The sequence below is a fragment of the Sphingopyxis sp. genome, from assembly GCF_035998965.1.
Taxonomy (GTDB): Bacteria; Pseudomonadota; Alphaproteobacteria; order Sphingomonadales; family Sphingomonadaceae; genus Sphingopyxis.
Genome location: NZ_DASYHE010000029.1, coordinates 13,272 through 37,987, shown reverse-complemented (window position 1 = coordinate 37,987; position 24,716 = coordinate 13,272). Strand labels below are relative to the sequence as shown.

28 protein-coding genes are annotated in these 24,716 nt (G+C 62.9%); 19 read left to right on the top strand and 9 right to left on the bottom strand.

From position 1 onward, the window contains the following. The first annotated feature begins 536 nt into the window (after nucleotides 1-536). The 8 genes from VGN68_RS03785 (at nucleotide 537) to VGN68_RS03750 (ending at nucleotide 6,961) form a co-directional block, all read left to right on the top strand. Nucleotides 537-1,637, top strand: a complete 1,101-nt coding sequence (locus tag VGN68_RS03785; protein WP_327473998.1) for a hypothetical protein — start codon at nucleotides 537-539, stop codon at nucleotides 1,635-1,637. Between the two features lie 64 nt (nucleotides 1,638-1,701). Further along, nucleotides 1,702-2,175, top strand: a complete 474-nt coding sequence (locus VGN68_RS03780) for a hypothetical protein (RefSeq protein WP_327473996.1) — start codon at nucleotides 1,702-1,704, stop codon at nucleotides 2,173-2,175. Between the two features lie 357 nt (nucleotides 2,176-2,532). After that, nucleotides 2,533-3,687: an acyl-CoA dehydrogenase family protein gene (locus VGN68_RS03775; RefSeq protein ID WP_327473994.1), complete on the top strand. Its 1,155-nt coding sequence runs from the start codon at nucleotides 2,533-2,535 to the stop codon at nucleotides 3,685-3,687. Beyond that, complete coding sequence (locus VGN68_RS03770; protein ID WP_327473990.1) at nucleotides 3,684-4,121, top strand: hypothetical protein; 438 nt, start codon at nucleotides 3,684-3,686, stop codon at nucleotides 4,119-4,121. The genes VGN68_RS03775 and VGN68_RS03770 overlap by 4 nt, the downstream gene beginning before the upstream one ends. Nucleotides 4,122-4,144: 23 nt before the next feature. Next, nucleotides 4,145-5,314 (top strand): acetyl-CoA C-acetyltransferase, encoded by a 1,170-nt coding sequence (locus VGN68_RS03765; protein WP_327473988.1) that lies wholly within the window; start codon nucleotides 4,145-4,147, stop codon nucleotides 5,312-5,314. 156 nt (nucleotides 5,315-5,470) lie between these two features. After that, entirely contained in the window at nucleotides 5,471-6,253 is a 783-nt protein-coding gene (locus VGN68_RS03760) for an SDR family NAD(P)-dependent oxidoreductase (RefSeq protein ID WP_327473986.1), read from the top strand. Between the two features lie 20 nt (nucleotides 6,254-6,273). Next, on the top strand, nucleotides 6,274-6,531 hold the full coding sequence (locus VGN68_RS03755; protein WP_327473984.1) for a hypothetical protein: 258 nt from the start codon (nucleotides 6,274-6,276) through the stop codon (nucleotides 6,529-6,531). Beyond that, nucleotides 6,515-6,961 carry an acyl-CoA thioesterase gene (locus VGN68_RS03750; protein WP_327473982.1) on the top strand — a complete coding sequence of 149 codons (447 nt, stop codon included), beginning with the start codon at nucleotides 6,515-6,517 and terminating at the stop codon, nucleotides 6,959-6,961. The genes VGN68_RS03755 and VGN68_RS03750 overlap by 17 nt, the downstream gene beginning before the upstream one ends. A 110-nt stretch (nucleotides 6,962-7,071) precedes the next feature. On the opposite strand, the gene gmk is transcribed toward VGN68_RS03750, so the two are convergent. Next, the gene (gmk, locus tag VGN68_RS03745) at nucleotides 7,072-7,734 is read right to left on the bottom strand and encodes a guanylate kinase (protein ID WP_327473980.1); all 663 of its coding nucleotides are present in this window, start codon (nucleotides 7,732-7,734) and stop codon (nucleotides 7,072-7,074) included. Nucleotides 7,735-7,789: 55 nt separating this feature from the next. Here gmk and VGN68_RS03740 point away from each other — a divergent pair, with 55 nt between their 5' ends. Beyond that, nucleotides 7,790-8,350: a DUF2585 domain-containing protein gene (locus VGN68_RS03740; RefSeq protein WP_327474001.1), complete on the top strand. Its 561-nt coding sequence runs from the start codon at nucleotides 7,790-7,792 to the stop codon at nucleotides 8,348-8,350. Here the strand turns inward: VGN68_RS03740 and VGN68_RS03735 are convergent. The 5 genes from VGN68_RS03735 to VGN68_RS03715 form a co-directional block, all read right to left on the bottom strand. Beyond that, nucleotides 8,325-9,869: a serine hydrolase domain-containing protein gene (locus tag VGN68_RS03735; RefSeq protein WP_327473978.1), complete on the bottom strand. Its 1,545-nt coding sequence runs from the start codon at nucleotides 9,867-9,869 to the stop codon at nucleotides 8,325-8,327. The two genes, VGN68_RS03740 and VGN68_RS03735, sit on opposite strands and share 26 nt — an antisense overlap. Nucleotides 9,870-10,158: 289 nt before the next feature. After that, nucleotides 10,159-10,527 (bottom strand): hypothetical protein, encoded by a 369-nt coding sequence (locus VGN68_RS03730; RefSeq protein WP_327473976.1) that lies wholly within the window; start codon nucleotides 10,525-10,527, stop codon nucleotides 10,159-10,161. Between the two features lie 30 nt (nucleotides 10,528-10,557). Then, a complete protein-coding gene (gene fumC, locus VGN68_RS03725) occupies nucleotides 10,558-11,961 on the bottom strand; it encodes a class II fumarate hydratase (protein ID WP_327473974.1) in 1,404 nt (467 codons plus the stop codon). Beyond that, complete coding sequence (locus VGN68_RS03720; RefSeq protein WP_327473972.1) at nucleotides 11,958-12,269, bottom strand: hypothetical protein; 312 nt, start codon at nucleotides 12,267-12,269, stop codon at nucleotides 11,958-11,960. The genes fumC and VGN68_RS03720 overlap by 4 nt, the downstream gene beginning before the upstream one ends. 4 nt (nucleotides 12,270-12,273) lie before the next feature. Continuing rightward, nucleotides 12,274-12,756, bottom strand: a complete 483-nt coding sequence (locus tag VGN68_RS03715) for an SspB family protein (protein WP_327473970.1) — start codon at nucleotides 12,754-12,756, stop codon at nucleotides 12,274-12,276. Between the two features lie 87 nt (nucleotides 12,757-12,843). On the opposite strand from VGN68_RS03715, the gene hisB reads away from it, so the two are divergent. The 5 genes from hisB to VGN68_RS03690 all read left to right on the top strand — a co-directional run bounded on the left by hisB (nucleotide 12,844) and on the right by VGN68_RS03690 (nucleotide 16,998). Further along, nucleotides 12,844-13,431: an imidazoleglycerol-phosphate dehydratase HisB gene (hisB, locus tag VGN68_RS03710; RefSeq protein WP_327473968.1), complete on the top strand. Its 588-nt coding sequence runs from the start codon at nucleotides 12,844-12,846 to the stop codon at nucleotides 13,429-13,431. A 127-nt stretch (nucleotides 13,432-13,558) separates the two neighbouring features. Continuing rightward, nucleotides 13,559-14,164: an imidazole glycerol phosphate synthase subunit HisH gene (gene hisH, locus VGN68_RS03705; protein WP_327473967.1), complete on the top strand. Its 606-nt coding sequence runs from the start codon at nucleotides 13,559-13,561 to the stop codon at nucleotides 14,162-14,164. Next, nucleotides 14,152-14,907 carry a 1-(5-phosphoribosyl)-5-[(5-phosphoribosylamino)methylideneamino]imidazole-4-carboxamide isomerase gene (gene hisA, locus VGN68_RS03700; RefSeq protein WP_327473965.1) on the top strand — a complete coding sequence of 252 codons (756 nt, stop codon included), beginning with the start codon at nucleotides 14,152-14,154 and terminating at the stop codon, nucleotides 14,905-14,907. The genes hisH and hisA overlap by 13 nt, the downstream gene beginning before the upstream one ends. Before the next feature lie 76 nt (nucleotides 14,908-14,983). Then, nucleotides 14,984-15,760, top strand: coding sequence for an imidazole glycerol phosphate synthase subunit HisF (hisF, locus tag VGN68_RS03695; protein ID WP_327473963.1), 777 nt, complete (start codon nucleotides 14,984-14,986; stop codon nucleotides 15,758-15,760). A 143-nt stretch (nucleotides 15,761-15,903) separates the two neighbouring features. Then, on the top strand, nucleotides 15,904-16,998 hold the full coding sequence (locus tag VGN68_RS03690; RefSeq protein ID WP_327473961.1) for an ionic transporter y4hA: 1,095 nt from the start codon (nucleotides 15,904-15,906) through the stop codon (nucleotides 16,996-16,998). Between the two features lie 24 nt (nucleotides 16,999-17,022). On the opposite strand, the gene VGN68_RS03685 is transcribed toward VGN68_RS03690, so the two are convergent. Further along, nucleotides 17,023-18,159, bottom strand: a complete 1,137-nt coding sequence (locus tag VGN68_RS03685; protein WP_327473959.1) for a beta-ketoacyl-ACP synthase III — start codon at nucleotides 18,157-18,159, stop codon at nucleotides 17,023-17,025. Nucleotides 18,160-18,351: 192 nt separating this feature from the next. Between VGN68_RS03685 and VGN68_RS03680 the strand changes: the two genes are divergently transcribed. After that, on the top strand, nucleotides 18,352-18,903 hold the full coding sequence (locus tag VGN68_RS03680; RefSeq protein WP_293702715.1) for a hypothetical protein: 552 nt from the start codon (nucleotides 18,352-18,354) through the stop codon (nucleotides 18,901-18,903). Between the two features lie 162 nt (nucleotides 18,904-19,065). On the opposite strand, the gene VGN68_RS03675 is transcribed toward VGN68_RS03680, so the two are convergent. Both VGN68_RS03675 and VGN68_RS03670 read right to left on the bottom strand, forming a co-directional pair. Continuing rightward, nucleotides 19,066-19,833: a sulfite exporter TauE/SafE family protein gene (locus tag VGN68_RS03675; protein ID WP_293702714.1), complete on the bottom strand. Its 768-nt coding sequence runs from the start codon at nucleotides 19,831-19,833 to the stop codon at nucleotides 19,066-19,068. Between the two features lie 132 nt (nucleotides 19,834-19,965). Then, complete coding sequence (locus VGN68_RS03670; protein ID WP_327473956.1) at nucleotides 19,966-20,886, bottom strand: LysR substrate-binding domain-containing protein; 921 nt, start codon at nucleotides 20,884-20,886, stop codon at nucleotides 19,966-19,968. 83 nt (nucleotides 20,887-20,969) lie between these two features. On the opposite strand from VGN68_RS03670, the gene VGN68_RS03665 reads away from it, so the two are divergent. The 4 genes from VGN68_RS03665 (at nucleotide 20,970) to VGN68_RS03650 (ending at nucleotide 24,716) form a co-directional block, all read left to right on the top strand. Further along, complete coding sequence (locus tag VGN68_RS03665; RefSeq protein ID WP_293702708.1) at nucleotides 20,970-21,305, top strand: hypothetical protein; 336 nt, start codon at nucleotides 20,970-20,972, stop codon at nucleotides 21,303-21,305. Nucleotides 21,306-22,162: 857 nt separating this feature from the next. After that, the gene (locus tag VGN68_RS03660) at nucleotides 22,163-22,294 is read left to right on the top strand and encodes a hypothetical protein (RefSeq protein WP_257545256.1); all 132 of its coding nucleotides are present in this window, start codon (nucleotides 22,163-22,165) and stop codon (nucleotides 22,292-22,294) included. A 56-nt stretch (nucleotides 22,295-22,350) separates the two neighbouring features. Further along, nucleotides 22,351-22,995: a lasso peptide biosynthesis B2 protein gene (locus tag VGN68_RS03655; protein ID WP_082656048.1), complete on the top strand. Its 645-nt coding sequence runs from the start codon at nucleotides 22,351-22,353 to the stop codon at nucleotides 22,993-22,995. Beyond that, nucleotides 22,995-24,716 (top strand): asparagine synthetase B family protein, encoded by a 1,722-nt coding sequence (locus VGN68_RS03650; protein ID WP_081933130.1) that lies wholly within the window; start codon nucleotides 22,995-22,997, stop codon nucleotides 24,714-24,716. Before VGN68_RS03655 ends, VGN68_RS03650 begins: the two co-directional genes overlap by 1 nt.

Below are 24,716 nucleotides of genomic sequence, written 5' to 3'. Positions count from 1 at the left end.
AAGATTTGGGACCGGGTCCAGAGAAGACACATTCCAGCGGATGAATGGATATGCCGCCCTTCGGGCTGGAAGCACGAGCAAGCGCCCATTAAATCGATACTTCAAGCGGCTTATAACATAAGTGTCCCCGCGAAGGCGGGGACACCGATACTGCGGTTCAGCAAACAAGGATTTTGGGGGTTTTCGCGCACGAAATCCAGAATGCCCGTAAGCGGCCCATATCCAGCTATTCGATTGAGCACCAGGCATGACGACAGTTTGCCTTGGCGTTCCATAATTCGTCGGTGCACTCGTCCAATGGCAGTTGGTGGCCCAGCATCTTCCGGTCCCAAAAATTGATCAGGAAGATAAAGGGGTTTGACGCGCGAGAGATGATGTTGGAGGCGGCCTCGCCGCTTGTGCAGGCCGTCATGGGCTGAGAGGATGAGAACCTCCTGTCATAAAGCTGTAGGTATGGCGGCTCAGGTTTGGGCAATAAGGGTCGCACACTCTCGCAAAAGCGAAGCTCCCCCGACGCTACCCGGAGTACAGTGCTTATGTCTGACATTATTGTAGTTGCTCGCCTCGATCCAGCGCCCTCGTTTTATGGGGGTGAGTATATCAATATCCCGGTCATCACCTTGCCGGCCAATAATTTTGAGGTTGACGGAAAAACTCTTCGCGAAGTCTTGGAAGAGCGAGACAGTCAGCTTGATCCGATCACGATCAATGAGACAGAAGATTCGCCGGAAACGACGATGATTGGCGTAAGCAAGAGCGAGGCCGCGGCCGTAGCGGCCGCCCTCGCAAACGTGGGCAACAATGAGGATCTGTCGAACTCGTTCGACGAGATGGTGGCCAAGAATGTGAAGCTCCGTGTAGAGGTGGTGAACACGGCGCCGGCGGATTTTGAAAGCACGCAGGCTGGGGGCGTCAGGTTTCCCGCCACGCAAGCCCCGGATGGCACGCAGTCATTTGCCGAGAATAGCGAGGTTGTCATCACGGTTGTGGGCAGCCGTCTCAACGATGCGGCTTATGGCGATCTTAGTTTTCGGAGCGTGTTGGCGCACGAGCTGGCTCATCTGATGCGCGATTCGAGCGGCAAATTTTTGACCGACGTTAGCGGTGATACCTATAACGAAGACGGCCAGCTGCAGAGGGATCTGTTCGAGGGTTTTAAGGCGAAGGAGTTTCTAGATTCTCCCGACATTGTTTCCGACGTCACGCAAGCGGATCCCGGCGGTATTTACGGGCCTCAATACGGACTGCCTGGGACGAACGCGAACAATTATCTGATGGGGCCTGTCTTTTCGGCAATGGGTACGATCAGTACGGCCGACGGGAATGACATCGTGCTGCTACCGGGCGGTGCTCATCAAGTCGCTGTGACGCATGTAGGCACAAAGTTGATTTACTGTGCTGGCGGCATGAACACCTTGATTTATCCTACTGGGACGGATCTTCGGGACGCCAAATATGAGCGCATCGGTGATGATCTGTATATCTCGTTCGGGGACGAAATTTCGGCGCTGCTGGAAGATAACGTCGTCGTTCTGATGCGCTTTTTTCAGGAGGGTTATTTTTTGACCGCCCATGTATATGGCGGCGACCCGCAGAATCCTGCGCACTTTAAGACTTTTTATGGTCTCGAAGTTTGAGCCATGTTTGGCTGTGCGAGGATGGGCGCCATTTCGTGCCCATCTTCGTATCTATCGGATTAAAATGGCGATCGGGGTTGAGATGAGAATTCGTTTGTTCGGCGCGCTAGCGGTATCGATGGTAGCGGCGTCACCGGCTCACGCCATGTGTGTCAATCCTCCTGGCGTTGGCCAAGACCCAGCAATCACCGCGCGGTACTTGACCGAGAAGTCCGATTTTACGGGGTTCGTGGTGCGCTTGAACGATGTGGTCAAGGACGGGGCGCTGCGGCAGCATTTGCTAATCGTCCGATCGTTCAAAGGTCCCTCGGAGGGCACTGTGCTCTTGGCGCCCTATGGTGACGAGGCGGGCCACGTTCTAGCCGGATCCTCGTTGCCTATGGTGAACATGCTTATCGGTGCGACGGGTCTGGTTTCGTTGACGCTTACAACTGAAGGTTTTAGCTCGAATGAATGCTTTGATCGAGCGTTGTCGAAGATCGATCGACCGACGTTGGCGATGGAACTGCTGAAATCATTGCCCGCCTCGCCCAGCTGAGCATATTGGGCTTGCTGGCCCTGATTGGTAACTGGTGTTTTTAAACACACGGGTGTGCATGGCTGTCCATCGTCAGCTCAAATGGCTACTCTGAGCGAGTTATAACATAAGTGTGCCCGGGAAGGCCGGGATCTCACCCTCTCGGATTGACCCACCGGCGAGATCCCGGCCTTCGCCGGGATGACGAGATACGGAACGGCAGGTAAACAATTCACCACGCGCGCCGACCGGCGCTCAAACTTTCATGCCGTAACGTCTTTCCACTTGACGTGCACGTAAACGTAAGGTCTTTTGGCGAGCGATAAGTTGCGGCCGACTCCCCGCTTGCGTTCGGCTGCCGCAAGGGAAAGGAAATCCATGTCGCTCGATCATCTGTCGCGCACCGCCTACACCGACGATCATGAGGCGTTTCGCGCCACGGTGCGCCAGTTCCTCGAAAAGGAAGTCGCCCCCAACGCCGCGCAATGGGCCGAGGACAAGATCGTCCCCAAGTCGATCTGGCCCAAGGCGGGTGAGCTTGGCATGCTGTGTCCGACGGTGCCCGAAGAATATGGCGGGCTCGGCCTCGACTTCGGCTACAACGCGATCGTCGATGAAGAGAGCGCCTATTACGGTCGCGCCACCACCGGTTTCTCGCTCCAGTCGGACATCGTCACCAATTATATCGTCAAATATGGCAGCGAAGAACAGAAGAAGCACTGGCTGCCCAAGATGGTTGCGGGCGAGGTCATCACCGCGATCGCAATGACCGAACCCGGCACCGGCAGCGACCTTCAGGGCATGCGGACGACCGCGAAAAAGGATGGCAATCATTATGTCATCAACGGGTCGAAAACCTACATCACCAACGGCCAGAACGCCGACCTGATCCTGGTGTGCGTCAAGACCGACACCGAAGTCGAGCCGGCGTGGAAGGGCGTCTCGATCGTCCTCGTCGAGGCCGACCGCGAAGGCTATGAGCGCGGCCGCAATCTCGACAAGATCGGGCAGGACGAGGCCGATACCTCGGAAATGTTCTTCAACGACGTCCGCGTCCCGATCACCAACTGCCTGGGCGAAGAGGGCAAGGGCTTCATCTATCTGATGAGCGAACTGCCGCAGGAACGGCTTTCAATCGCGGTGTCGGCGCAGGCATCGGCGCAGCGCGCCTTTGACGACACCGTCGAATTTACCCGCGACCGCAAGGCGTTCGGCAAGCCAATCCTCGATTTCCAGAACACGCGCTTCGTGCTCGCCGACCTCAAGACAAAATTGCAGGTCGGCTGGGCGCATCTCGACTGGGCGCTGGCGCGGCACCTGAAAAAGGAACTGACCCCGGAAGAGGGCGCCGCGGCAAAGCTGTGGCACACCGAACTGCAATGGGAAGTCATGGACAAATGCCTCCAGCTGCACGGCGGAGCGGGCTATATGAACGAATATCCCATCGCCCGCGCCTGGCGCGCCGCGCGTGTAACGCGCATCTTTGGCGGCACGAACGAGATTATGAAGGAACTGATCGGGCGGAAACTATGACTTGGGCCCAGATTCTCTTTCTTCTGAACGGTCTCTGGTTCTTCGCGGCGTTCATCCAGTTCAGCATTGCGCAGACGAACACCGCCAAGATCCTGGTACCGCGCGAGGCGCGCGACAATGCGCTGGTGCCGACGATCAAGGCGAGCGTAGCCTTTCTCGGCGGCATGAACCTCGCCCTCGCACTGCTCGCCTTCTATCTCGCGACCGCGCCAGCGGCTTTTGCAGGGGCCGAGCAACAGATCGTGCTGTTCGCCTTTTTTGCCGCGGCCAATTTTAGCCAGTTCTGGTTCAACGTGCCCGTCGCTGTTCGGGGTGGGCGGATTGGACAGGCTTACTGGCCCGTGTTTTCGGGGCCGATGCTCATGATTTTTGTCATCGACGCGGCGCTCGCGGGGGCAGACGCGGTGGCCGCATTTTATATTTCGACTAACTGATCGATCATTGAAAGGATTACTCCATGGCCCATGCCTATATCGTTGATGCCGTCCGTACCGCCGGCGGCAAGCGCGGCGGCAAGCTCGCCGGTATCCACCCCGTCGACCTTGGCGCCGCGGTGTTCGACGCGATCGCCGACCGCAATGATTTCGACACATCAAAGATCGACGACGTCATCACTGGCTGCGTGTCGCAGGGTGGGCAGCAGACGATGGACCTTGGCCGCAACGCCGTCCTCGCCTCGAACCTGCCCGACTCGATCCCCGCGGTGACGATCGACCGCCAGTGCGGCTCGTCGCAGCAGGCGATGATGTTCGCGGCGCAGGCGGTGATGTCGGGGACGCAGGACATCGTCCTCGCCAGCGGCATCGAAAGCATGACCCGCGTCCCGATGGGCAGCGTCGCGACCTTGTTCATCAAGGAAGGCCTTGGCCACTATAAGTCCGAGCGGCTCGAGGAAAAATATCCCGGCATCATGTTCAGCCAGTTCATGGGCGCCGAAATGATTGTCAAAAAGCACGGCTTCACCAAGGACGATCTCGACGCCTATGCGTTCGAAAGCCATCGCCGCGCCAAGGCAGCGACCGAAGCCGGGCATTTCCAGCGCGAAATCGTCGGGCTCGACATCGACACCCCCGACGGCCGCCAGACCCACCTCGTCGACGAAGGCATCCGCTTCGACGCCACCCTGGAAGGCATTGCGGGCGTGAAATTGCTTCAGGAAGGCGGCACGATCACCGCCGCCTCGTCGAGCCAGATCTGCGACGGCGCCAGCGCGGCGCTGATCGTGTCCGAACAGGCGCTCAAGGATCATGGCCTGACCCCGCGCGCGCGCATCCACCATGTCTCGGTGACTGCGGGCGACCCGGTGATCATGCTCGAAGAACCGCTGTTCGCGACCGAAAAGGCGCTGAAGCGCGCGGGCATGAAGATCGAGGATATCGACGCCTATGAAGTCAACGAGGCGTTCGCGCCGGTGCCGCTCGCGTGGCTGAAATATCTCGGCGCCGACCATGCGCGGCTCAACCAGCACGGCGGCGCCATCGCGCTTGGCCACCCGCTCGGCGCCAGCGGGACCAAGCTGATGGCGACGTTGCTCGGGGTGCTCGACGCGACCGGCGGCAAATATGGCCTCCAGACGATGTGCGAAGGCGGCGGTCAGGCCAACGTCACGATCATCGAACGGCTGTAACGACATAAACCCCTCCCCTTCAGGGGAGGGGTAGCGAGACTTGGCAGCTTGCTGCCTAGTCGCAGTGGGGTGGGGTTTATCGGCCTTGCTCTGCGCCGCGAAACCCCACCCCAACCCCTCCCCTAAAGGGGAGGGGCTTTAGTCAGGAGAAACCACATGAAACTCGACTCCACCGTATCCGCCGTCGTCACCGGCGGTGCCTCGGGTCTCGGCGCCGCCACCGCGCGCGCACTCGCCGCCAAGGGCGTCAAGGTTGCGATCTTCGACCTGCAGGAAGAAAAGGGCAAAGCCCTTGCCGAAGAACTCGGCGGCGTGTTCTGCGAATGCAATGTCACCGACGACGCATCGGTCGACGCCGCCTTTGCCAAATCGCGCGAAGCGATCGGCCAGGAACGCATCCTTGTCAATTGCGCCGGGACCGGAAACGCGATCAAGACCGCCAGCCGCAGCAAGGAAGACGGCAGCATCAAGCATTTCCCGCTCGATGCCTTTAACTGGATCATCCAGATCAACCTCGTCGGCACCTTCCGCTGCATCGCCAAGTCGGCGGCGGGCATGATGACGCTCGACCCGACCGAAGACGGCGACCGCGGCGCGATCGTCAACACCGCGTCGGTCGCCGCCGAGGACGGCCAGATCGGCCAAGCCGCTTACTCGGCATCAAAGGGTGGCGTCGTCGGCATGACCCTGCCGATCGCGCGCGACCTTGCGGCCGAAAATATCCGCGTCAACACCATCCTGCCCGGCATCTTCGACACCCCGCTGCTCGCCGGTGCGCCGCAGAATGTTCGCGACGCGCTGGGCGCCTCGGTGCTCAACCCCAAGCGGCTCGGCAATCCGCCCGAATATGCCGCGCTGGCGCTGTGCATGATCGAAAACGGCTATTTCAACGGCGAGGACGTCCGCCTCGACGGCGGGATTCGCATGGGTCCCCGCTGATATGCGCAGAGCGCGATGACATGATATTGACCCACCGTGATTGCCCCCGGAAGTTCGCCGGCAAGAAGCGTCTCGCAGGACGGGCTGGTTGCCCGGTCCAGAGACGCGCCGCTGTCCGGCGGGCTTCCGGGGGCAACCCCTCCGGGGCGGGCCGATTTTGGCCGATTGCCACGTTGCTCGTCGGGCACGATGTCCCGCATCGCGCCGCTCCTCGCGCCTCGCACTCGGCCAAAATCGACTCCGTCACGGTGGGCCAATATCATGTCATCGCGCTCTAGACCGGAAAGCTGGCGGCTGAACCCCGCCAGCTACCCCGTCTGTGCCGAGTTCCAGACGCGGTTTCAGGACATGGACATCAACGGCCACCTCAACAATGTGGCCTTTGCCGCGCTGTTCGAAAGTGGCCGGGTGATGATGAACCGCCAGGTCCGCCCGCTCGGCGAGCGTCCCGCCAACGAACGCACGATGGTCGCCGCCGTCGAGATCAGCTATCTCGCCGAGGGCAATTTCCCCGATCCGGTCCAGATTGCGACCGGCATCGGCCGCCTCGGCACCTCCAGCTGGACGATCGTCCAGGCGATGTTCCAGAACGGCCGCGCCATCGCGACGTGCGACACCGTGGTCGTGTGCCGCACCGACAATCAGGCGAAGCCGCTGCGCGCCGAGATGGTCGCCGAACTGACCGCCAATCTGGTGACGCCCATCTAATTCTTCGTCATTGCGAGGCGCCGAAGGCGACGCGGCAATCTCCAGCTATCGGCCTCGCGCAAGGCCGATAGCTGGAGATTGCTTCGCTGCGCTCGCAATGACGATGGTCGCTAAATCGCCGTATCGCCCTCCGGCACCGACCGGATCAGGTCGCGCGCAAAGCCGATCAACCCGATCTGCCGTCGCCGCTTCAATCGCTCGGCGCGCAAAATCGCCATCACTTCGCCATAACATTCGTCGACATCGTCGTTGATCAGCACATAGTCATAACCGTCCCAGTGGCTGATCTCGTTCGCGGCGCGGGCCATGCGCGCCGCGATCACCTCGTCGCTGTCGGTCTTGCGGCTGCGCAGCCGCCGTTCCAGCTCCTCCATCGTCGGCGGCAGCACGAACACGCGCACCACATCGGGCCCCGCTTCCTGATACAGCTGCTGCGCGCCCTGCCAGTCGATGTCGAACAGCACGTCCTTGCCCGCCGCCAACAGCTCCTCGACCCGCACGCGCGGGGTGCCATAGCGGTGGCCGAACACATGCGCCCATTCCAGAAATTCGCCGTCGGCGGCCATTTTCTTGAACGTCTCGGTATCGACGAAATGATAATCCTTGCCGTCGATCTCGCCGGGGCGCGGCGGGCGGGTGGTGGCCGAGATCGACAGCGCGATGTCGGGGTCGACGCCCAGCATCTTTTTCGAGATGGTGGTCTTCCCCGCGCCCGACGGCGAGGAGAGGACGAACAACACGCCGCGGCGGTTCAGGTGGACGCTTTCAGCCATGCGCGCTATTCGCCTGACACAGGGCAACGGTCAAGCGCGAAGGGCGGCCAGCATGATGGGGATTTCACGCACCGGCTGGCTCGTCGCGGCCGCGCTATTGGCCATATTCACCGCGATCCTCTTCGCAATGGGGCGCCCGCCGATCTGTCCGTGCGGCACGATCAGCTTGTGGCACGGCACCGTCCAGTCGGACCAGAACAGCCAGCAGATTTCGGACTGGTACAGCTTCAGCCACATCATCCACGGCTTTATCTTCTTCGGCCTCGGTCGCTGGCTGCTGCCACGCCAGCCGCTCTGGGTGCTGCTCGCACTCGCGATCGGGATCGAGGCGGCGTGGGAAATCCTCGAAAATTCACCGATCATCATCGATCGCTACCGCGAAGTGACGATGGCGTTCGGCTACAGCGGCGATTCGATCCTCAATTCGGTCAGCGACGCACTATTCATGATCGCGGGCTTCCTCGCCGCCAGTCGGATGCGCTGGTGGGTGACGCTCGCCATCGCGATCGTTTTCGAACTTTTCACGCTGTGGACGATCCGCGACAATCTGACCCTCAACGTCCTGATGCTCGTCTCGCCAATCGAGGCGATCAAGGAATGGCAGGCGGCGGGCTAGCCGATCCGCCGCGATCCATGCAGGAATCGAACCGGCTGCCAAAGGCGTCGATTGAGGTAGCCACGCCGCCCGCGACGGTGAAGCGATAGATTTCGCCCTGCCCGGGGATCAGCTCGGCGCGCACCGTGTCGGGATCCGTCCCCGCTTCGGTGCGCCCATGCAGCCGCCCCATCGTCAGCTGAAGCTGCATCCCCTGTGGCGCGACGCGGATCGTGCCGTAATCGGCATTGCAATAATCGCCGGCATAAGCAGCGGGCGACAGGCTCAGCTGCGACGGGCGCGCGGCGCGTTCGGCGCGCTGCGTCGTAAGCTTTTCGACCTGCTTCGCCCATTGGCCCGCTAACGCGTCCAATTGCGCGGTCGCCCGCACCTCGGCCTCTGCCGCGCCAAGCCGATACCAGTCATAGGCATAGAGTGCCACCAGATCGACCAGGCGGAATCCCACGCCATCGTCATTTGCGGTCACCGCGACCCCCAGCCCGGTGTCCGGCTGCACCGACACATGCGCCCGCGCCCCGGCGAACGAGCCAAAGGCGTGATAGAGTGTACCGCCGTCAAACGGGCCGGAATACCAGCCCAGCCCATATCCCGTCCGCCGAAACGGCCCGAAGGCGCTTTCGATCGTCGCCACCGGCTCGCGCGCCGCCTCGGCAGCCTCGGCCATCGCGCCGCGGCCCGCCAGTTGCAGCGCCAGCCAGCGCGCCATGTCGTTCGCGCTCGCAACCATGCCCCCCGCCGCATGCATCGTCTGATCGACCTTGGTCAGATACACTCGCTGGCCGCCGCTATAAGGCGCCGCAACCGGTGTCCGGGAACCACCCGCTGCCAGTCCCTCGGCCAGCGTCTCGGTCATGCCCAGCGGGGTCAACAGCTCCGCCTCGACGATGTCCTGCCAGCGCAGCCCCGTGCGCCGCTCGATCAGCAGCGCCGCGACATTATAGCCGATATTGCTATAGCGGAACGTCCCGGCGGGCGTCTCGGCATCGGGCTTTAACCCGGCGAGCAGCCGCTCCAGCACTGCCGCGTCATAGTCGCCACTATAGGCGAGCCGGAACGCCATCGCGTCGCCCGCCAGCCCGTGGCGATGCGCCAACAGATCGCGCAGGCTGATCTGGTCCGCGCGAATCTCTTGGGCAAAGGCCAAATCGGGCGCCAGTTCGCGCATCGTCCAGTCGAGATCGATCGTCCCGCGCGCGTCGAGCCGCGCCAGCGCGGTGCCGACAAAGGCCTTGGTCGACGACGCGATGTAAAAGGGGGTGTCGGCGGTGGCCGCGATCCCGCCCTCAACATCGGCGCGCCCCTTCGCGCCCACGAACACCGGTGCGCCGTCACGAACGACCGCGACCGATAGGGCAGGGACCGACGGAAAGCGCGCCATCGTGTTTTCGAGAAAGCGATCGAAGTCAGCGGCAAAGGCGCGGTCTTGCACTTCCCGACTTTCCGCGACCGGTGCGGCGATCGTCGCACCATCGCCGGTCTGCGCGAGCGCCGCCTGAGCCGCCAAAGCGGCGACTGCCATCCCGATTGCCCGCCCTATCGCGCTCCGCGCCATGACCCATTCCCTCTCGCTTGTGTATTAATTCAGCAATACAGCAGGCGCCGGTGAAGGCAAGGTACCGGGTCAATTGAAGGCCCGATACCCCGCTCACACCGAATCGGGTCAGGCCCGTCCGCACGTGCTGATGAGGGGAGCTTCGTGCCACATCAGCGTAGCAATGTCAAGAATAATAACCAATATGGTACAAAGCGCCGTAGCCGCGCTTGTCCGGCGTTTGGGCAAACCGTCTGCGTTGGGGTAGGCGGCTTGATTAGTGAACCGCTGGGCGCGTGCCGTTGGTGTCCAGTGGGATCGCCGGAGGCAGCGCATCGCCGATGGCCTGCCCGTCGGGCGCGACATCGGTGGTTCCGGCATAGCTGTCAACCACGCCTGCGCGCGCCAGTTCGGGATCGACCGCGTGGGCTTTTTCAGCCGCCTGCCGCGCTTCGGCGCGCTCGGCCCATTTTTTGGTCAGATAGCCTGCCGCCGCCCAAGCAGCCATGGCGGCATAGCGCTGCGGAAACAGCCGCCGCGCCGCGAACAGCGCGCCTGCGCCGATCACCGCACCCGCGACCGGGTGATTGCCCTTTTGCCTTCCGATTGCGCTGCCCAGCATCCCGCCGACGATCCTGCCAATCATGCCCAAATCTCCTTCTCCCCTATCAATTCGCTAAGGGGCTTTGGGTTCCGGCCCCAGCATCAATCGCGGATCGACCAGCCGGTCAAAGGTCGCGGCATCGATAGCGCCAAGCGAAAGTGCGGCCTCGCGCAGCGTCGATCCGCTCTCATGCGCCTGTTTGGCGATCTCCGCGGCGCGATCATAGCCGATCGCCGGGGCCAGCGCGGTGACGAGCATCAGCGAGCGATCGACCAGCTCGGCAATGCGTTCGCGATTGGGCTCCAGTCCTTCGACGCAGTTCTTGGCAAAGCTCTCCATGCCGATGCTCAGCAATTCGATCGATCGCAGCACATTGGCGCCGATCAGCGGTTTGAACACGTTGAGTTCGAGATGCCCCTGCACCCCGCCGACGGTCACCGCCTGATGATTGCCGATCACCTGCGCGGCAACCATCGTCAGCATCTCGCACTGGGTCGGATTGACCTTGCCCGGCATGATCGAGCTTCCCGGTTCGTTCGCGGGCAGGAGGAGTTCACCCAGCCCCGAGCGCGGGCCGGAACCGAGCAAGCGGATGTCATTGGCGATTTTGGTCAGACTGACCGCCAGCGTGTTGAGCGTCCCGGAAAACTCGACCAATGCGTCGTTGGTCGCCAGGGCTTCGAACTTGTTGAAGGCGGACTGAAACGCGATGCCGGTCAATGCACCGATTTCGATCGCGAAATCCTCGCCAAACCCGGCGGGTGCATTCAATCCGGTGCCAACCGCCGTCCCGCCTTGGGCCAGGTCATGGAGGAGAATGACCGAGCCGGTTATGCGGGTCGATGCCGCCGCCAGCTGCCAGCTATAGCCTGAAAATTCCTGCCCCAATGTGAGCGGGGTGGCATCTTGCAGATGCGTGCGCCCGATCTTGACCACATCGCGCCATGCCTGAGCCTTGTCGGCGATGGCGTCGTGGAGCGAGTGGAGGGCGGGGGTCAGTCGGTCGCGGGTCGCCAGCGCCGCGGCCACATGCAGCGCGGTTGGAAAACTGTCGTTCGACGACTGGCTCATATTGACATGATCATTGGGATGCACCGGCGATTTGCCGCCGCGCTGCCCGGTCAGCATCTCGTTGGCGCGGCCCGCGATCACCTCGTTGACGTTCATGTTCGACTGGGTGCCGCTGCCCGTTTGCCAGATCGTCAGCGGGAACTGGTCGTCATGCTGGCCCGCGACGACTTCCGCCGCCGCCGCCTCGATGGCGTCCGCAATTTTGGCATCAAGGCCATGGTGGCGGTTCACCCGCGCCGCGGCTTGCTTCACCATTGCCAGCGCATGGATGATCCCGATCGGCATCCGCTCGTGCGGCGGGAACGGAAAATTTTTAAGGCTCCGCTGCGTCTGCGCGCCCCAATAGGCATCGGCCGGAACCTCGATCGCCCCGATGCTGTCCGTCTCGGTCCGCGTGCCGCTCATCCCACCAGCATCCGCGTCACCAGCACCGCCCCGCCCCAGATCATCGCGACCAGGCCCAGCATCTTCCAATATCCCGTTTCGCCGACGCGGCGGCGGAGCCAGGCTGCGAGCAGCCATGCGAGCACCAGCGCCGGGGTCAGGATCAACAGGCTGAAACGCAGCAGGCCGTCGGCCATCTGGCCGCGCGATGTCGCTTCTCCGAAGAGGGTCAGGCCCTCGACGCTCCACCAAAAGGCGGCAGTCAGGACCAGCATCCCGGCGAGTGCCCAATATTGCCAGAACCGGCTGGGGGGCCATGGCGCCGCCACGGCGTTACTTCCTTTTGCCGAAATCCACCGTCACGACGTTCGACCCGTCTTCGTTCGTCACGTCCGGTCGATCATTGTCGGCTGCGTCATGTGGTTCGGGTGCGGTCGCCTCGTCGTCGCTGACCTGGAACTGCAAACCGAAATCGACCGATGGATCGACGAACGCGGTAATCGCGGCATAGGGAATGGTTAGGATCGACGGCGTCTGGTTGAACGACAGCCCGACGCTGAAAAAATCGGCGGCGACCTTCAGGTCCCAGAACCGGTTCTGCAGCACGATCGTCATTTCGTCGGGGAATTTGGCGATCAGATGCGCGGGAATCGACACCCCGGCCGCCTGCGTCTTGAAGGTGATATAGAAATGATGCTCGCCCGGCAGGCTGTCATAACCCTCGATCTGGCGCAGCACGCGGCCGACCACGGCGCGCAGCGCGTCCTGCACGATTTCGTCATAGGGAATCAGGCTGTCGCGAACGTCATCGGTCATGGGGCAGGGGGATGAACGGGCCGGGCGGATGGGTCAAGGGGGGAGAGTCGCCTTGCATGGTGAAAAGTGGCTGCTATGGGGCAGGACATGCGAACCGCCACCGTCCAGCGCACGACCAAGGAAACCGACATCGCGATCGCCGTCAACCTCGACGGCACTGGCGACTATTCGGTTTCGACCGGCATCGGTTTCCTCGACCATATGGTCGAACAATTGTCGCGCCATTCGCTGATCGATATCTCGATGCAGGTGAAGGGCGATCTTCACATCGACCAGCACCACACGGTCGAGGACAGTGCGCTCGCGCTTGGCGAGGCGGTGTTGAAGGCGCTCGGTGACAAGCGCGGCATCGCGCGCTACGGCGAAGCGCATGCGCCGATGGACGAAACGCTGACGCGCTGTATCCTCGACATTTCGGGGCGCCCGCACTGCGTTTACAAATCCAGCTTCTCGCAGCCGCGGCTGGGCGAGATGGACACCGAGATGTTCCCGCACTGGTTCCACAGCTTTGCGCAGACCGCTGGGATCACGCTGCACATCGAGACGCTCTACGGCGAGAATAACCACCATATCGCCGAAAGCCTGTACAAGGCGCTGGCGCGCGCACTGCGCCAAGCGGTCGAAATCGACCCGCGCAAGGGCGATGCGATCCCCTCGACCAAGGGGGTGTTGTGACATTCCCCCTCCCGCAAGCGGGAGGGGCAGCGAGACTTGCGAACTTGTTCGCTAGTCGCAGCGGGGTGGGTGGCTGCACCGTCGCTGACCCACCCCTAACCCCTCCCGCAAGCGGGAGGGGGATTAAGTGACCATTGCCCTGATCGACTATGGCGCGGGCAATCTTCGCTCGGTGCATAATGCGCTCGTCGCGGCGGGTGCAACGCAAGTGGCGGTGACCGCCGATCCCGATATCGTCGCCAAGGCCGACCGCATCGTGCTGCCAGGCGTCGGGGCGTTTGCTGCCTGCATGAATGGGCTGTCCGCAATCCCGGGCCTCGTCGAAGCCATGGATCGCCGCGTTCGCACCGACGGTGTCCCCTTTCTCGGCATCTGCGTCGGCATGCAATTGCTCGCCGATGCGGGCGAGGAGCATGGGCGCCATGCGGGACTCGGCTGGATCGGCGGCACCGTCCGCGCCTTCGACCCCGCGCCGGGCCTGCGCATCCCGCACATGGGCTGGAACGACGTCGTGCCGACCGCCGCGCATCCGGTAATCGCCCAAGGCGAGGCCTATTTCCTCCACGGCTATCATTTCGCCGACACCGCCGACGTTGCCGCCACCAGCAGCCATGGCGCGACGTTCACCGCCGCGGTGGCGAAGGACAATATCGTCGGCGTCCAGTACCACCCCGAAAAAAGCCAGGCTTACGGCCTCGCAACGCTCGAAAGATTCCTCGCATGGCGGCCCTGACCATCTTCCCCGCGATCGACCTCAAGGGCGGACAGGTGGTGCGCCTGGCCGAGGGCGATATGGACCGCGCGACCGTCTATGGCGACGACCCGGCGGCGCAGGCCTGGCTGTTCGCTGATGCCGGCGCATCACACCTCCATGTCGTCGATCTCGACGGCGCCTTTGCGGGCGCCAGCGTCAACGGCGCCGCGGTCGAAAGCATCATCGCCGCCTTTCCGGGCAAGGTGCAGGTTGGCGGCGGCATCCGTGATCGGGAAGGCGTCGACCGTTGGCTCGCGCTCGGCGTCGATCGCGTGATCATCGGCACCGCGGCGCTCAAGGATCCCGAGTTTGTCAAATCGGCGGCGCGCGACCTGCCCGGGCGGATTATCGTCGGCGTCGATGCCCGCGACGGCATGGTCGCCACCGAAGGCTGGGCCGATGTGTCCGACGTCCGCGTTGAAGATCTGGCGCGGCGGTTCGAGGATGCCGGGGTTGCCGCGTTGCTGTTCACCGACGTCGGCCGCGACGGGTTGCTCAAGGGCTGCAACGTCGCGGCGACGGTGGCGCTGGCGCAGGCGGTTGCCATTCCGGTGATCGCAAGCGGCGGGGTTGCCGACATCGGCGACATCCATGCGCTGCGCCCGCATGTCGCCGATGGCATTGAAGGCGTGATTACCGGGCGAGCGCTCTACGACGGGCGCCTCGATCTCGCCGAGGCGATTGCGGTGGGAAATTCCCCTCCCGCTGGCGGGAGGGGTTAGGGGAGGGCATGTTTTATAAGCCCACCTTCACCAACATACCCTCCCCCAACCCCTCCCATAAATGGGAGGGGGGCCGGTGACCGTCCGCGTTCGCGTCATTCCCTGCCTCGACGTCGCCGACGGGCGCGTCGTCAAGGGCGTGAACTTTGTCGATCTGCGCGATGCTGGCGACCCGGTCGAGGCGGCGCGTGCCTATGACGCGGCGGGCGCCGACGAACTGTGTTTCCTCGACATCAGCGCCAGCCACCAAGGCCGCGGCACCTTGCTCGACATGGTCAGCCGCACCGCCGCCGTCTGCTTCATGCCGCTCACCGTCGGCGGCGGGGTGCGCAGCGCCGACGATGCGCGCGCGCTGCTGCTCGCGGGCGCCGACAAGGTTGCGGTGAACAGCGCCGCGGTCGCGCGCCCCGAACTCGTCGCCGACATCGCCGACCGCTTTGGCAGCCAGTGCGCGGTCGGCAGCATCGACGCGCGCCGCGTCGCCGATGGCCGCTGGGAAATCTTCACCCACGGCGGGCGCACACCCACCGGCATCGATGCCCTCGACCACGCCATCCGGCTTGCCGATCTGGGCGTCGGGGAATTGCTCGTCACCAGCATGGACCGCGACGGGACCAAGGACGGCTACGACCTCGCGCTCACCCGCGCGATCGCCGACGCGGTCAGCGTGCCGGTAATCGCCTCGGGCGGGGTCGGCAATCTCGATCATCTGGTCGCCGGGGTGATCGAGGGTGGCGCCAGCGCAGTGCTTGCCGCCAGCATCTTCCATTTCGGCGAAGCGACGATTGCCGAAGCCCATGCGCGGCTTGCGGCCGCGGGATTGCCGGTGCGGTCGCACTCCAGTGCTCCCTAGTTGGATCGTCACCCCGGCGAAGGCCGGGATCTCGCCGGTGCGATATGGCGCGACGGAGAGATCCCGGCCTTCGCCGGGATGACGGGTGGAGGAGGACGCGGTTAGGGGTGGTCAGGCGCTTACCCTGCTGCAATAGAAGCCCCATGACCTCCAAATTCCGCCTTGCCGACCGGACCCACGATCTTTTCCCCATCCTCGGCTTCATCGCCGCGCTCGCCAGTCTCGCGATGCCGCTCAACGCGTGGATAGTGGCGATCATCCTGATGGGAGCCGTCGTCGCGGCGGTCCACCATGCCGAGGTGATAGCGCACCGCGTCGGCGAGCCTTTCGGCACCCTCATCCTCGCGCTCGCTGTCACCGTGATCGAGGTCGGGCTGATCCTCACGCTGATGCAGGCCGAACCTGAAAAGGCGCAGACGCTGGCGCGCGATACCGTGTTTGCGGCGGTGATGGTGATCGTGAACCTGATCCTCGGCCTTTGCCTCTTGAGCGGTGCGATCCGTCATCACGAGCAGCGGTTCCAGCGTACCGGAATGGGCGCCGCGCTGGCGACACTGACGGTGCTGACGGTGGTGACGCTGGTGCTACCCAATTTCACCTCGAGCGCGCCGGGATCCTATTATTCGGCAACCCAGCTCGGTTTCGTCGCCGGGGTGTCGCTGATTCTCTACGGCACCTTCGCGCTGGTCCAGACCGTCCGCCACCGCGACTATTTCCTGCCCGATGCCGATATCGATATCGACGGTGACGGCGTGCCCGACACCCATGCCGAACCGCCGACGCTTCAGCGCACCGCCATTTCGGGCACGCTGCTGCTCGCCAGCCTGTTCGCGGTGGTGCTGCTCGCCAAGAATCTGTCGCCGGTGATGGGCGCGCTGCTCGCCGATTGGGGCGCGCCGCCCGCGGTGCTCGGAGTATTGATCGCCGCGGTGATCCTTGCGCCCGAAGGGCTGGCGGCGGTGCGCGCGGCGAAGGCCGACCGACTCCAGACCAGCCTCAACCTCGCGCTCGGGTCGGCGCTGGCGACGATCGGCCTCACCATTCCCGCCGTCGCGGTGCTGTCGATCGTCACCGACCTGCCGATCAGCCTCGGCCTCGATGCCAAGTCGACGGTGCTGTTGTTCCTGTCGTTGATCGTCGCGTCACAGACGCTGGCGAACGGGCGAACCACGGTGCTGCAGGGGGTGATCCACCTGATGCTGTTCGCGATCTATCTGTTCACGACCTTCGTGCCGTAGCGGGTTGGCCGTCGCAAGCGGCGGTCAGGTCTTCCGAACGAACACCGTGCCCGCCGAATAACCCGCGCCGAACGAACAGATCAGCCCGGTATCCCCCGCGACCATGTCTTCATGGTTCAGGTGAAAGGCGATGATCGACCCGGCGCTCGACGTGTTGCCATAGGTGTCGAGCACCGTTGGGCTTTCGTCGTCGCTCGCTTCATGCCCCAGTACGCGCTGCGCGATCAGGCGGTTCATGTTGGTGTTCGCCTGATGCAGCCATAGCCGCCGCATGTCGCCGCCTTCGAGGCCCAGCACCTCCATCTGCTCGACGATCATGTTCGCGACCATCGGCACGACTTCCTTGAACACCTTGCGGCCTTCCTGGACGAACAATTTGTCGCTCTTCGGCCCGTCCTGGTCGATCCCGCCATGGGCGCGGTTGAGGAAGCCGAAATTGTTGCGGATATTGTTCGAAAAGACGGTCTTCAGCTTGGTGGCGAGAATATCCCAATGCCCCGCAGGCGCGATATCCTTGTCCTCGACCAGGATCGCGGTCGCGACGTCGCCGAAGATGAAATGGCTGTCGCGGTCGCGCCAGTTCAGGTGCCCCGAACAGATTTCGGGGTTCACCACCAGCACGCTCCGGGCATGGCCCGCGCGGATGTAATCGGCGGCGGTCTGGATCCCGAACGTCGCCGACGAACAGGCGACATTCATGTCGAACCCGAACCCGTCGATGCCCAGCGCGTCCTGGATCTCGACCGCCATCGCCGGATAGGCGCGTTGCATGTTCGACGCCGCGCACAGCACCGCATCGACTTGCGCCGCATCGCGTCCGGCCCGCGCCAGCGCATCCTTGGCTGCCGCAACGCCGATTTCGGCCATCAACGACAGCTCGTCATTGCTGCGCTCGGGCAGGCGCGGCGCCATGTGCGTGGGATCAAGAATGCCCGTCTTGTCGACGACGAAGCGCGATCCGATGCCGCTCGCCTTTTCGATAAATTCGACACTGGACTCAGCCAGTTCGGCGATTTCACCAGCTGCGATCGCTGCCGCATTTTCCCTATTGTGCAACGCAACATACGCGTTAAAACTCGCAACAAGTTCTTCGTTGGCAATGCGTTCGGCGGGGGTGAAAAGGCCGGTTGCGGAAATGACCGGCTGCGGTGTGTGCGACATGATGGACCTGCAAGTGTCTTATGGTTTCAAGGCACGCTGATTAGGCCCGCTCGCGCCGCCGCGCAACGCCCCTCGACTGGCTGAACGATCGCCGACACCATGGTTAACCCGCCGCTAACTATTTTGGTGGCACATTGCAGAGTTGCGGCCTCCGGGGGGATGGCTCCTCGGGCGCCGTGCAGGAGCACGACCATGGCGACGCGTTCGGGACCGGCAGCCGGTAATCTGTCGATTGCGGAAATCAAGGAATTTGCGGCCTTTCCGGCGGCGACGCAGCGGTACATCCGTCGCTCGCTCGACATCGGCTTGGAGCGCGAGGACGCGATCGCGCGCTGGTCGCGCGACATGGTCGAGGAAACCGCGATCCGCGTCCAGGCCCGCGTCTATCAACGGATCACCGACATCCGCGCCCATATCCCCGACGACAGCGGCCTCGATGCGCTCGAAGGTTTCATGGCGCCGCTGGTGGCGGTGTCGGCATTCGATCTGGGGCAGGACCGCCTGCCGGGCTTTGCCTCCTACCGTTTCCTCTACGAACGCCTGCTCGGCGCACACGCGCGGCCGTGGCTGCCCGGCGCCTTTTGCGCCGCGGCATCGCTACCGCACCTGCATCCCGACAAGCGGCGATTGCTGCTTCAGTCGATCAGCGAAGCCGCCGCGACCGCCCCGGGCTGGTCGGCGCGCGAGCCGAGCTTTTACCCGGAGTGGGTCGAAAAGATCGACGAGACCAAACCGGCGAATTGATGGGCTGCTTCGGGGTGGGAAGCGGACCTTCCCTTATTCGTCATCCCGGCGAAGGCCGGGATCTCACCCTATCGGTTTTCCGCACCGGCGAGATCCCGGCCTTCGCCGGGATGACGATAATGGTATGACCACTTTCGGTCGCAACCCGCCGTCACCCCATCATCACACCAGCGCCTTGTACAAACCGAACGCGCTCGTCGCGGTCAGCACCACCCCGACCATCACCAGCATGACCTTGGGCGAAAAACGCTTGGCCATATAGGCGCCAAGCGGGGCCGCCGCGACGCCGCCGATGATCAGCCCCAGCGTGGGGCCAAGGATTTCCTCGAACCCCAGATTGGCGATAAAGGCGATCGACACCGCGACCGCCAGGAAGAACTCGACGCTGTTGACCGTGCCGACGATCTTGCGCGGTTCGCCGCCCTGGACAAGCAGGTTCGAGGTCACGACCGGCCCCCAGCCGCCGCCGCCCGCGGCATCCAGAAACCCGCCGACCACCGCGAGCGGCGCCACGACCTTGGGTTTCGAGATTTTTGGTGGATACAGCAAACCGCGCACCAGCAGCCAGACGCCGATCAGCGCCAGATAGCCGAGCACGAACGGCTTGACGATGTCGGCGTGGAGCGAGGTCAGCACATAAGCCCCCAACACCCCGCCGATGACGCCGGGAATCAACAAGCGCCAGAACAAGGGCCAGTCGATGTTGCGGTGGAACAAATGGCTGAGCCCCGACGCACCGGTCGTGAAAATCTCGACGACATGGATGCGCGCCGACGCCGTGGCTGGCGGGACGCCCAATACCGCGACCAGCAGCGTGTTACAAATCACGCCAAACGCCATGCCAAGCGCGCCATCGACCAGCTGCGCGGCAAAGCCAATCAGGATGAACGGCAGCAAGGCGGTAAAGTCGATAGCCGCGAAGTCGATCATCGGATCATCCCAACCTATTAAGTTGAGAACCTGCTGCCGCGATTTGTGGGCCGAGGCGAGTCCAATTTTTCTGCTGCCGACGAAGGGATTTGTTTCCGCGCCAGACGGAGCCCCGAAACAAGGGCGATCGCGTCAAAAATGGTCGGGCAGATATTCGCGCGCATAGTCGATGAAAGCGCGCAATTTGGGCATCACCTGTTTGCGGCTGGGATAATAGAGAAAGAGGCCTGCCGTGCTCGGCGAGAAATCGCCCAGCACCAGGTTCAACTCGCCGCGCGCGACGTGTTCGGCGACGACCGGTTCGGCGGTCATGCCGATCGCCAGCCCGCTACGCACCGCGACCATGATCCCGGCAAAATCATTGACGATCACCGGCCCGGTCACCGGCACATCGAATTCGCGATTTCCGTCGACAAAGGTCCACGGCATGATGCCGCCGCTCGACAGCCGCATCCGGATGCAGCGGTGGTCGCGCAATTCTTCGGGGCGCTGCGGCATGCCATAGCGTGCGACATAGGCGGGCGCTGCCACCGCGACGAAGCGGAACGGTCCGGACAGGCGGATCGCGATCATATCGGCTTCCAGCGCTTCGCCCATTCTGACCCCGGCGTCGAAGCCGCCGGCGCTGAGGTCCGACAGCGCATCGTCGGCGTAGATCTCCAGCTCGATCTCGGGATAGGTATCGCAAAAGCCCGCTATGATCGGTTCGAACAGCGGCTGGATCGCGCCGCGCATCAGATTGATCCGCAGCCGACCGGCGGGCCGGTTGCCCAGATTGCGCGCCGCTTCATAGGCCTCGGCCAGCCCCGCATAGGCGGGAGCGGCGCGTTCGAGAAATTGTTCTCCTGCCTGCGTCAACCCCACGCTGCGCGTCGTGCGCATGAACAACGGCCCGCCAACGCGCGCCTCCAGCCCCCTGATCGTCTGGCTGATCGCCGAGGGCGATACCCCCAAATCCGATGCGGCGGCGGAAAAGCTGCGCCGTTCCGCGACACGCAGGAAAGCTTCGATCCCGTCGAGCGCCCCATGGGGGATTGTTAAATCCTGCTTCAAAGCACTTGCAGATTATAGAGGATTATCTATCTGCGCAACCGCGCCTAAAAAGGTTGCACAACAAAACGAAAGGACTCTCTCCCATGGCCTATCAGATCTCCTCATTTCGCCGCTTTCCTGCCGCCTTCGCCATCGTCGCCGCTTCGGCACTGGCGTTCACCGGCCTGATGGCAACCGCAACCCCCGCTTACGCCCAGTCAGGCAGCGACTATCGCTGCGCCGGTCTGGCCGAGCAGGCCCATGTCGCCGCTGGCGGCGTCGAAGGCGGCAAGCAGGCGAGCGCAAAGCGCTTCGTTTCGACCGGCAAGAAGCTGTGCGAAGCGGGCAACGAACGCGCCGCTGCGAAGCAGTTCCGCGCCGCGCTGAAGATTGCCGGCGTCGCCGAAGTCGAAACCGACAGCCGGATGGCGTCGCGCTAAGACGAACCGCTAAGCCAGACAAGACACCAATCTCCGGACCGTCCTCTCCCTCTCCCCGACGGTTCCACTAAACTGGGGCGGCACTCATAAAGAGGCCGCCCCATTTGTTTGGGCGCCGTAAACTTCGGCGTCAGCGGCGGCGGTAGCGGAAATACCACACTTCATGTGACAAGTCAATCATGCTATTGAAATAGAATGACTTTTAACAGAATTTTGACCTCCAAAAATTGGCCAGCAATCACCCAGCAATCACCGTTTTCAGGAGCGAAAAAACCTCGTGGCCACGCGCAAATCTGCTCTTCGATCGGACCTTTCCAAGACCAATCTTGACGACTCTCTGATGGCGAAGGTCACCGGTTCAAATCCTGTAGGTTGCCTCTCATATCCTCCCTCAGTTAACCTCTCCAAGGTCGCGACAAGTACCGTGCCGTGGGTAAGAATCTGGTGCCTCTCATCAGAAAATTGGATCAGTTCAGGCTAGCACCGCCGGACAGGATCAGACGATCTAGCGATCGCCGGTATCGCAGCGCGCAACCCCGCTGGCGCAGCTTTGGACGGCATACTCCAATTAGATCCATTTTCGGTCGCAGTTTTGGTTGCTGATTGCGGTCGATCTGTTGGAAATAGGCGCGCGCCCGTACAGTCAACTGGGCGAGTGACCGGGTTCCGCCACGTATGTCCAGGCAATTGCTAAAGGTGGTGGTACGTGCTCCAGACGCGCGTTTCCTTTGCTCGGTCACTTTTTCGCGATGCAACGCCTAGAATAATAATTGGATTATTAAATAGTAGCGCTCTGACGCGAGGCATACTTTTCAACTGCGACTCATCTTGGTCGCAACCTTGAAAAGGAACGTGACATGAAAACGCATGACGACATCATCGATCTCGGCGCCGCCCAGGACGAAACCCTCGGCGCGCTGCCGTCGGGCCAGCAGGACGTACAGCCCGGGGACAAGTTTATCCTCGGCGGCATCAGCGCCGACGATTGACTGACGCGTGGCGTGCAGTCCTCGCACTGCACGCCACCGCTCCGTCGCGCGCTTCCATGATGAATGTCATCACTTCAGCTGCCACGCATTGGTGCAGAGTCGGCGGCACCTTCGTCTTTCTGGACTTGTCCCGCGATCGCTATTTCATGCTTGAGCAAAGTGCGGCTGATCGCTTTTCCCGGATTGTCGCCGGAGCGCAAGAGGAGGGTGACAATGATTGGCTTGCCGCACGCGGCTTGCACCATCTGGCGCCGCCGGTCGATCAATCTAGTTCCGAAAGGATCGCTCCGACCAGCAGTGTTCTCGAGGAGCCAAATCTCGAAAGGGCTTCGGCGGTTGAGACAGCCCGTTCGGTATGGGTCCTGGCCCTAGCTCAGCGGCATGTTCGGAAACTCGCTCTAATGGAAATTCTGCCTAATCTTTTGCACGGCGTGCCAGTAGCTCCGCACGTTCAACGGTCGGATGCACGCCAGGTAGCCGCGGCGTTTAAGCGAGCGCGTCACTATTTTTCCGGCATGGATGAATGCCTCAGCCGCGGCGTTGCAATGCGCCGTGTGCTGGCCGGAAAGGGGTGCGAGGCCCGGCTGGTGATCGGCGTAACTTTGCCATTCGCCGCGCATTGCTGGGTGCAGCTGGGCTCGGCGGTATTGACCGATCCGCTCGATGTGGTGACCCCCTACACACCGATATTGGTCGCCTGATGCCGGGGTACTTTCGCATCGAGATTTCCGAGGCGTCGGGACAGGCTGATCGTGACAATGGCGAAGCGGACCCACCCGCCTTATCGCTTCCAGGCGCTCGGCTCTGGTGCGATCGACAGCCGCTTGCCCTGGGTGGGCATGGATATCTGATCGGCCACCTGTTCGAGCGAGGCGAAATGAGCCGCCGCGTGTTGGATCTGCATGAAACGGCGGTAACCAGAATGGCGGCGTCTAGCGGCCGGTCGCTCGTGTCCGACTATTGGGGCGGCTATGTGTCCATCTTGGCGCGGCCCGGTGGAGGTCTCGCGATATTTCGCGACCCGTCCGGGTTGTTGCCCGTCTATTACCGCGCCGATGGGGCGGGCGTCACAGCGTCGAGCGACGCTGCCGATCTCGGCAGACGTGGCGGCGTCGATTATCCGGCAGTTGCGCGGTTTCTGGCTAATGGAGGCGCGCCTAGCCGAGAAACCTGCCTCGAAGGTGTCCAGGTACTGCTTCCAGGGGAATGTCTGATCATTACTTCGGGATCGCGTCGTCTGGAAAGCTGGTGGTCACCGTGGGATTGGACGCAGGTCCCCCACAAGCGGTTCGAGGTGGCCGCCCGTAAGCTTCGCGCCGTGGCGCTCGACTGTATCGAAAGCTGGGCGTCCTGCTTTGATTCCATATTGACCGGCGTATCTGGCGGCCTCGATTCCTCGATTGTCGCCGGCGCCGCATCTCGCCGCGCCGCCGCGCTTCATTGCCTGACGATGATCGAAGACGATGCGATTGGCGATGAGCGCCGCTATGCTTCCATTCTCGCCAAGGCGATTGGCGTTCCCTTGCTTGAAGCCCACTATGACCTCGGCAAGGTTGAGATTGATCGCGCCGTGGCGCCGCACCACCCTTGGCCGCACGCGCCATTCTACATGCAGGCAATCGCGTCGGCTCATGAAGAGCTCCGCCGCGAGCATCAAATCGATGCCTTCTTCTCGGGCAATGGCGGGGACAATATCTTCTGTGCGATCCGCAGCGCCTCGCCGTTCGTCGATCGTTTCATGGCGCAGGGACCGCGTCACGGGCTTTTCGACACCCTGCGCGATTTGAGCGATCTGACGGGAGCCAGCGGTGCGACCATCTTGCGGCACGCCTGGGATCGCTATCGTGACTGCAGCCGGCCCGTAAAACTTCATCGCGACACTTCCGGGCTTTCTTCCGCCGCGATCGCCGAGCTGGATGTGCCGAGGCCGCCCCATCCATGGATGGAAGCGCCCGAAGGCACGCCGCCCGGCAAGGCGGCGCATGTCAGGCTGCTGGCGCGCGCGCATCGCAGCATCGAGCTGTATCCCCGCCGCTCCCATCCGCAGCATGTCGCGCCGCTCCTGTCGCAACCAATCGTCGAAACATGCCTGTCAATCCCGACATGGCAGTGGATCGAGGGCGGCAGGGATCGCGCCGTCGCTCGGGCGGCATTCAAATCCATCGTCCCTGTGCAATTATTGCGCCGCACGTCCAAGGGCGGGCCGGGCGGCTTCATGCAGCGCATATTCCAGGCGAACGCGGAACATGCCGGCGACCTGCTGCGCACTGGCCTGCTGGCGCGGGCCGGTCTGCTCGACCTCAGGACCTTGGAAGGAGCCTCGCAGCCGACGGTGGCGGGCTTCGAAAAGGCGCAGCGCATCCTCGCACTTTGCGCGGCGGAAAGCTGGGTTCGTTGGTGGACGGATGTTCGCGCGTCATAA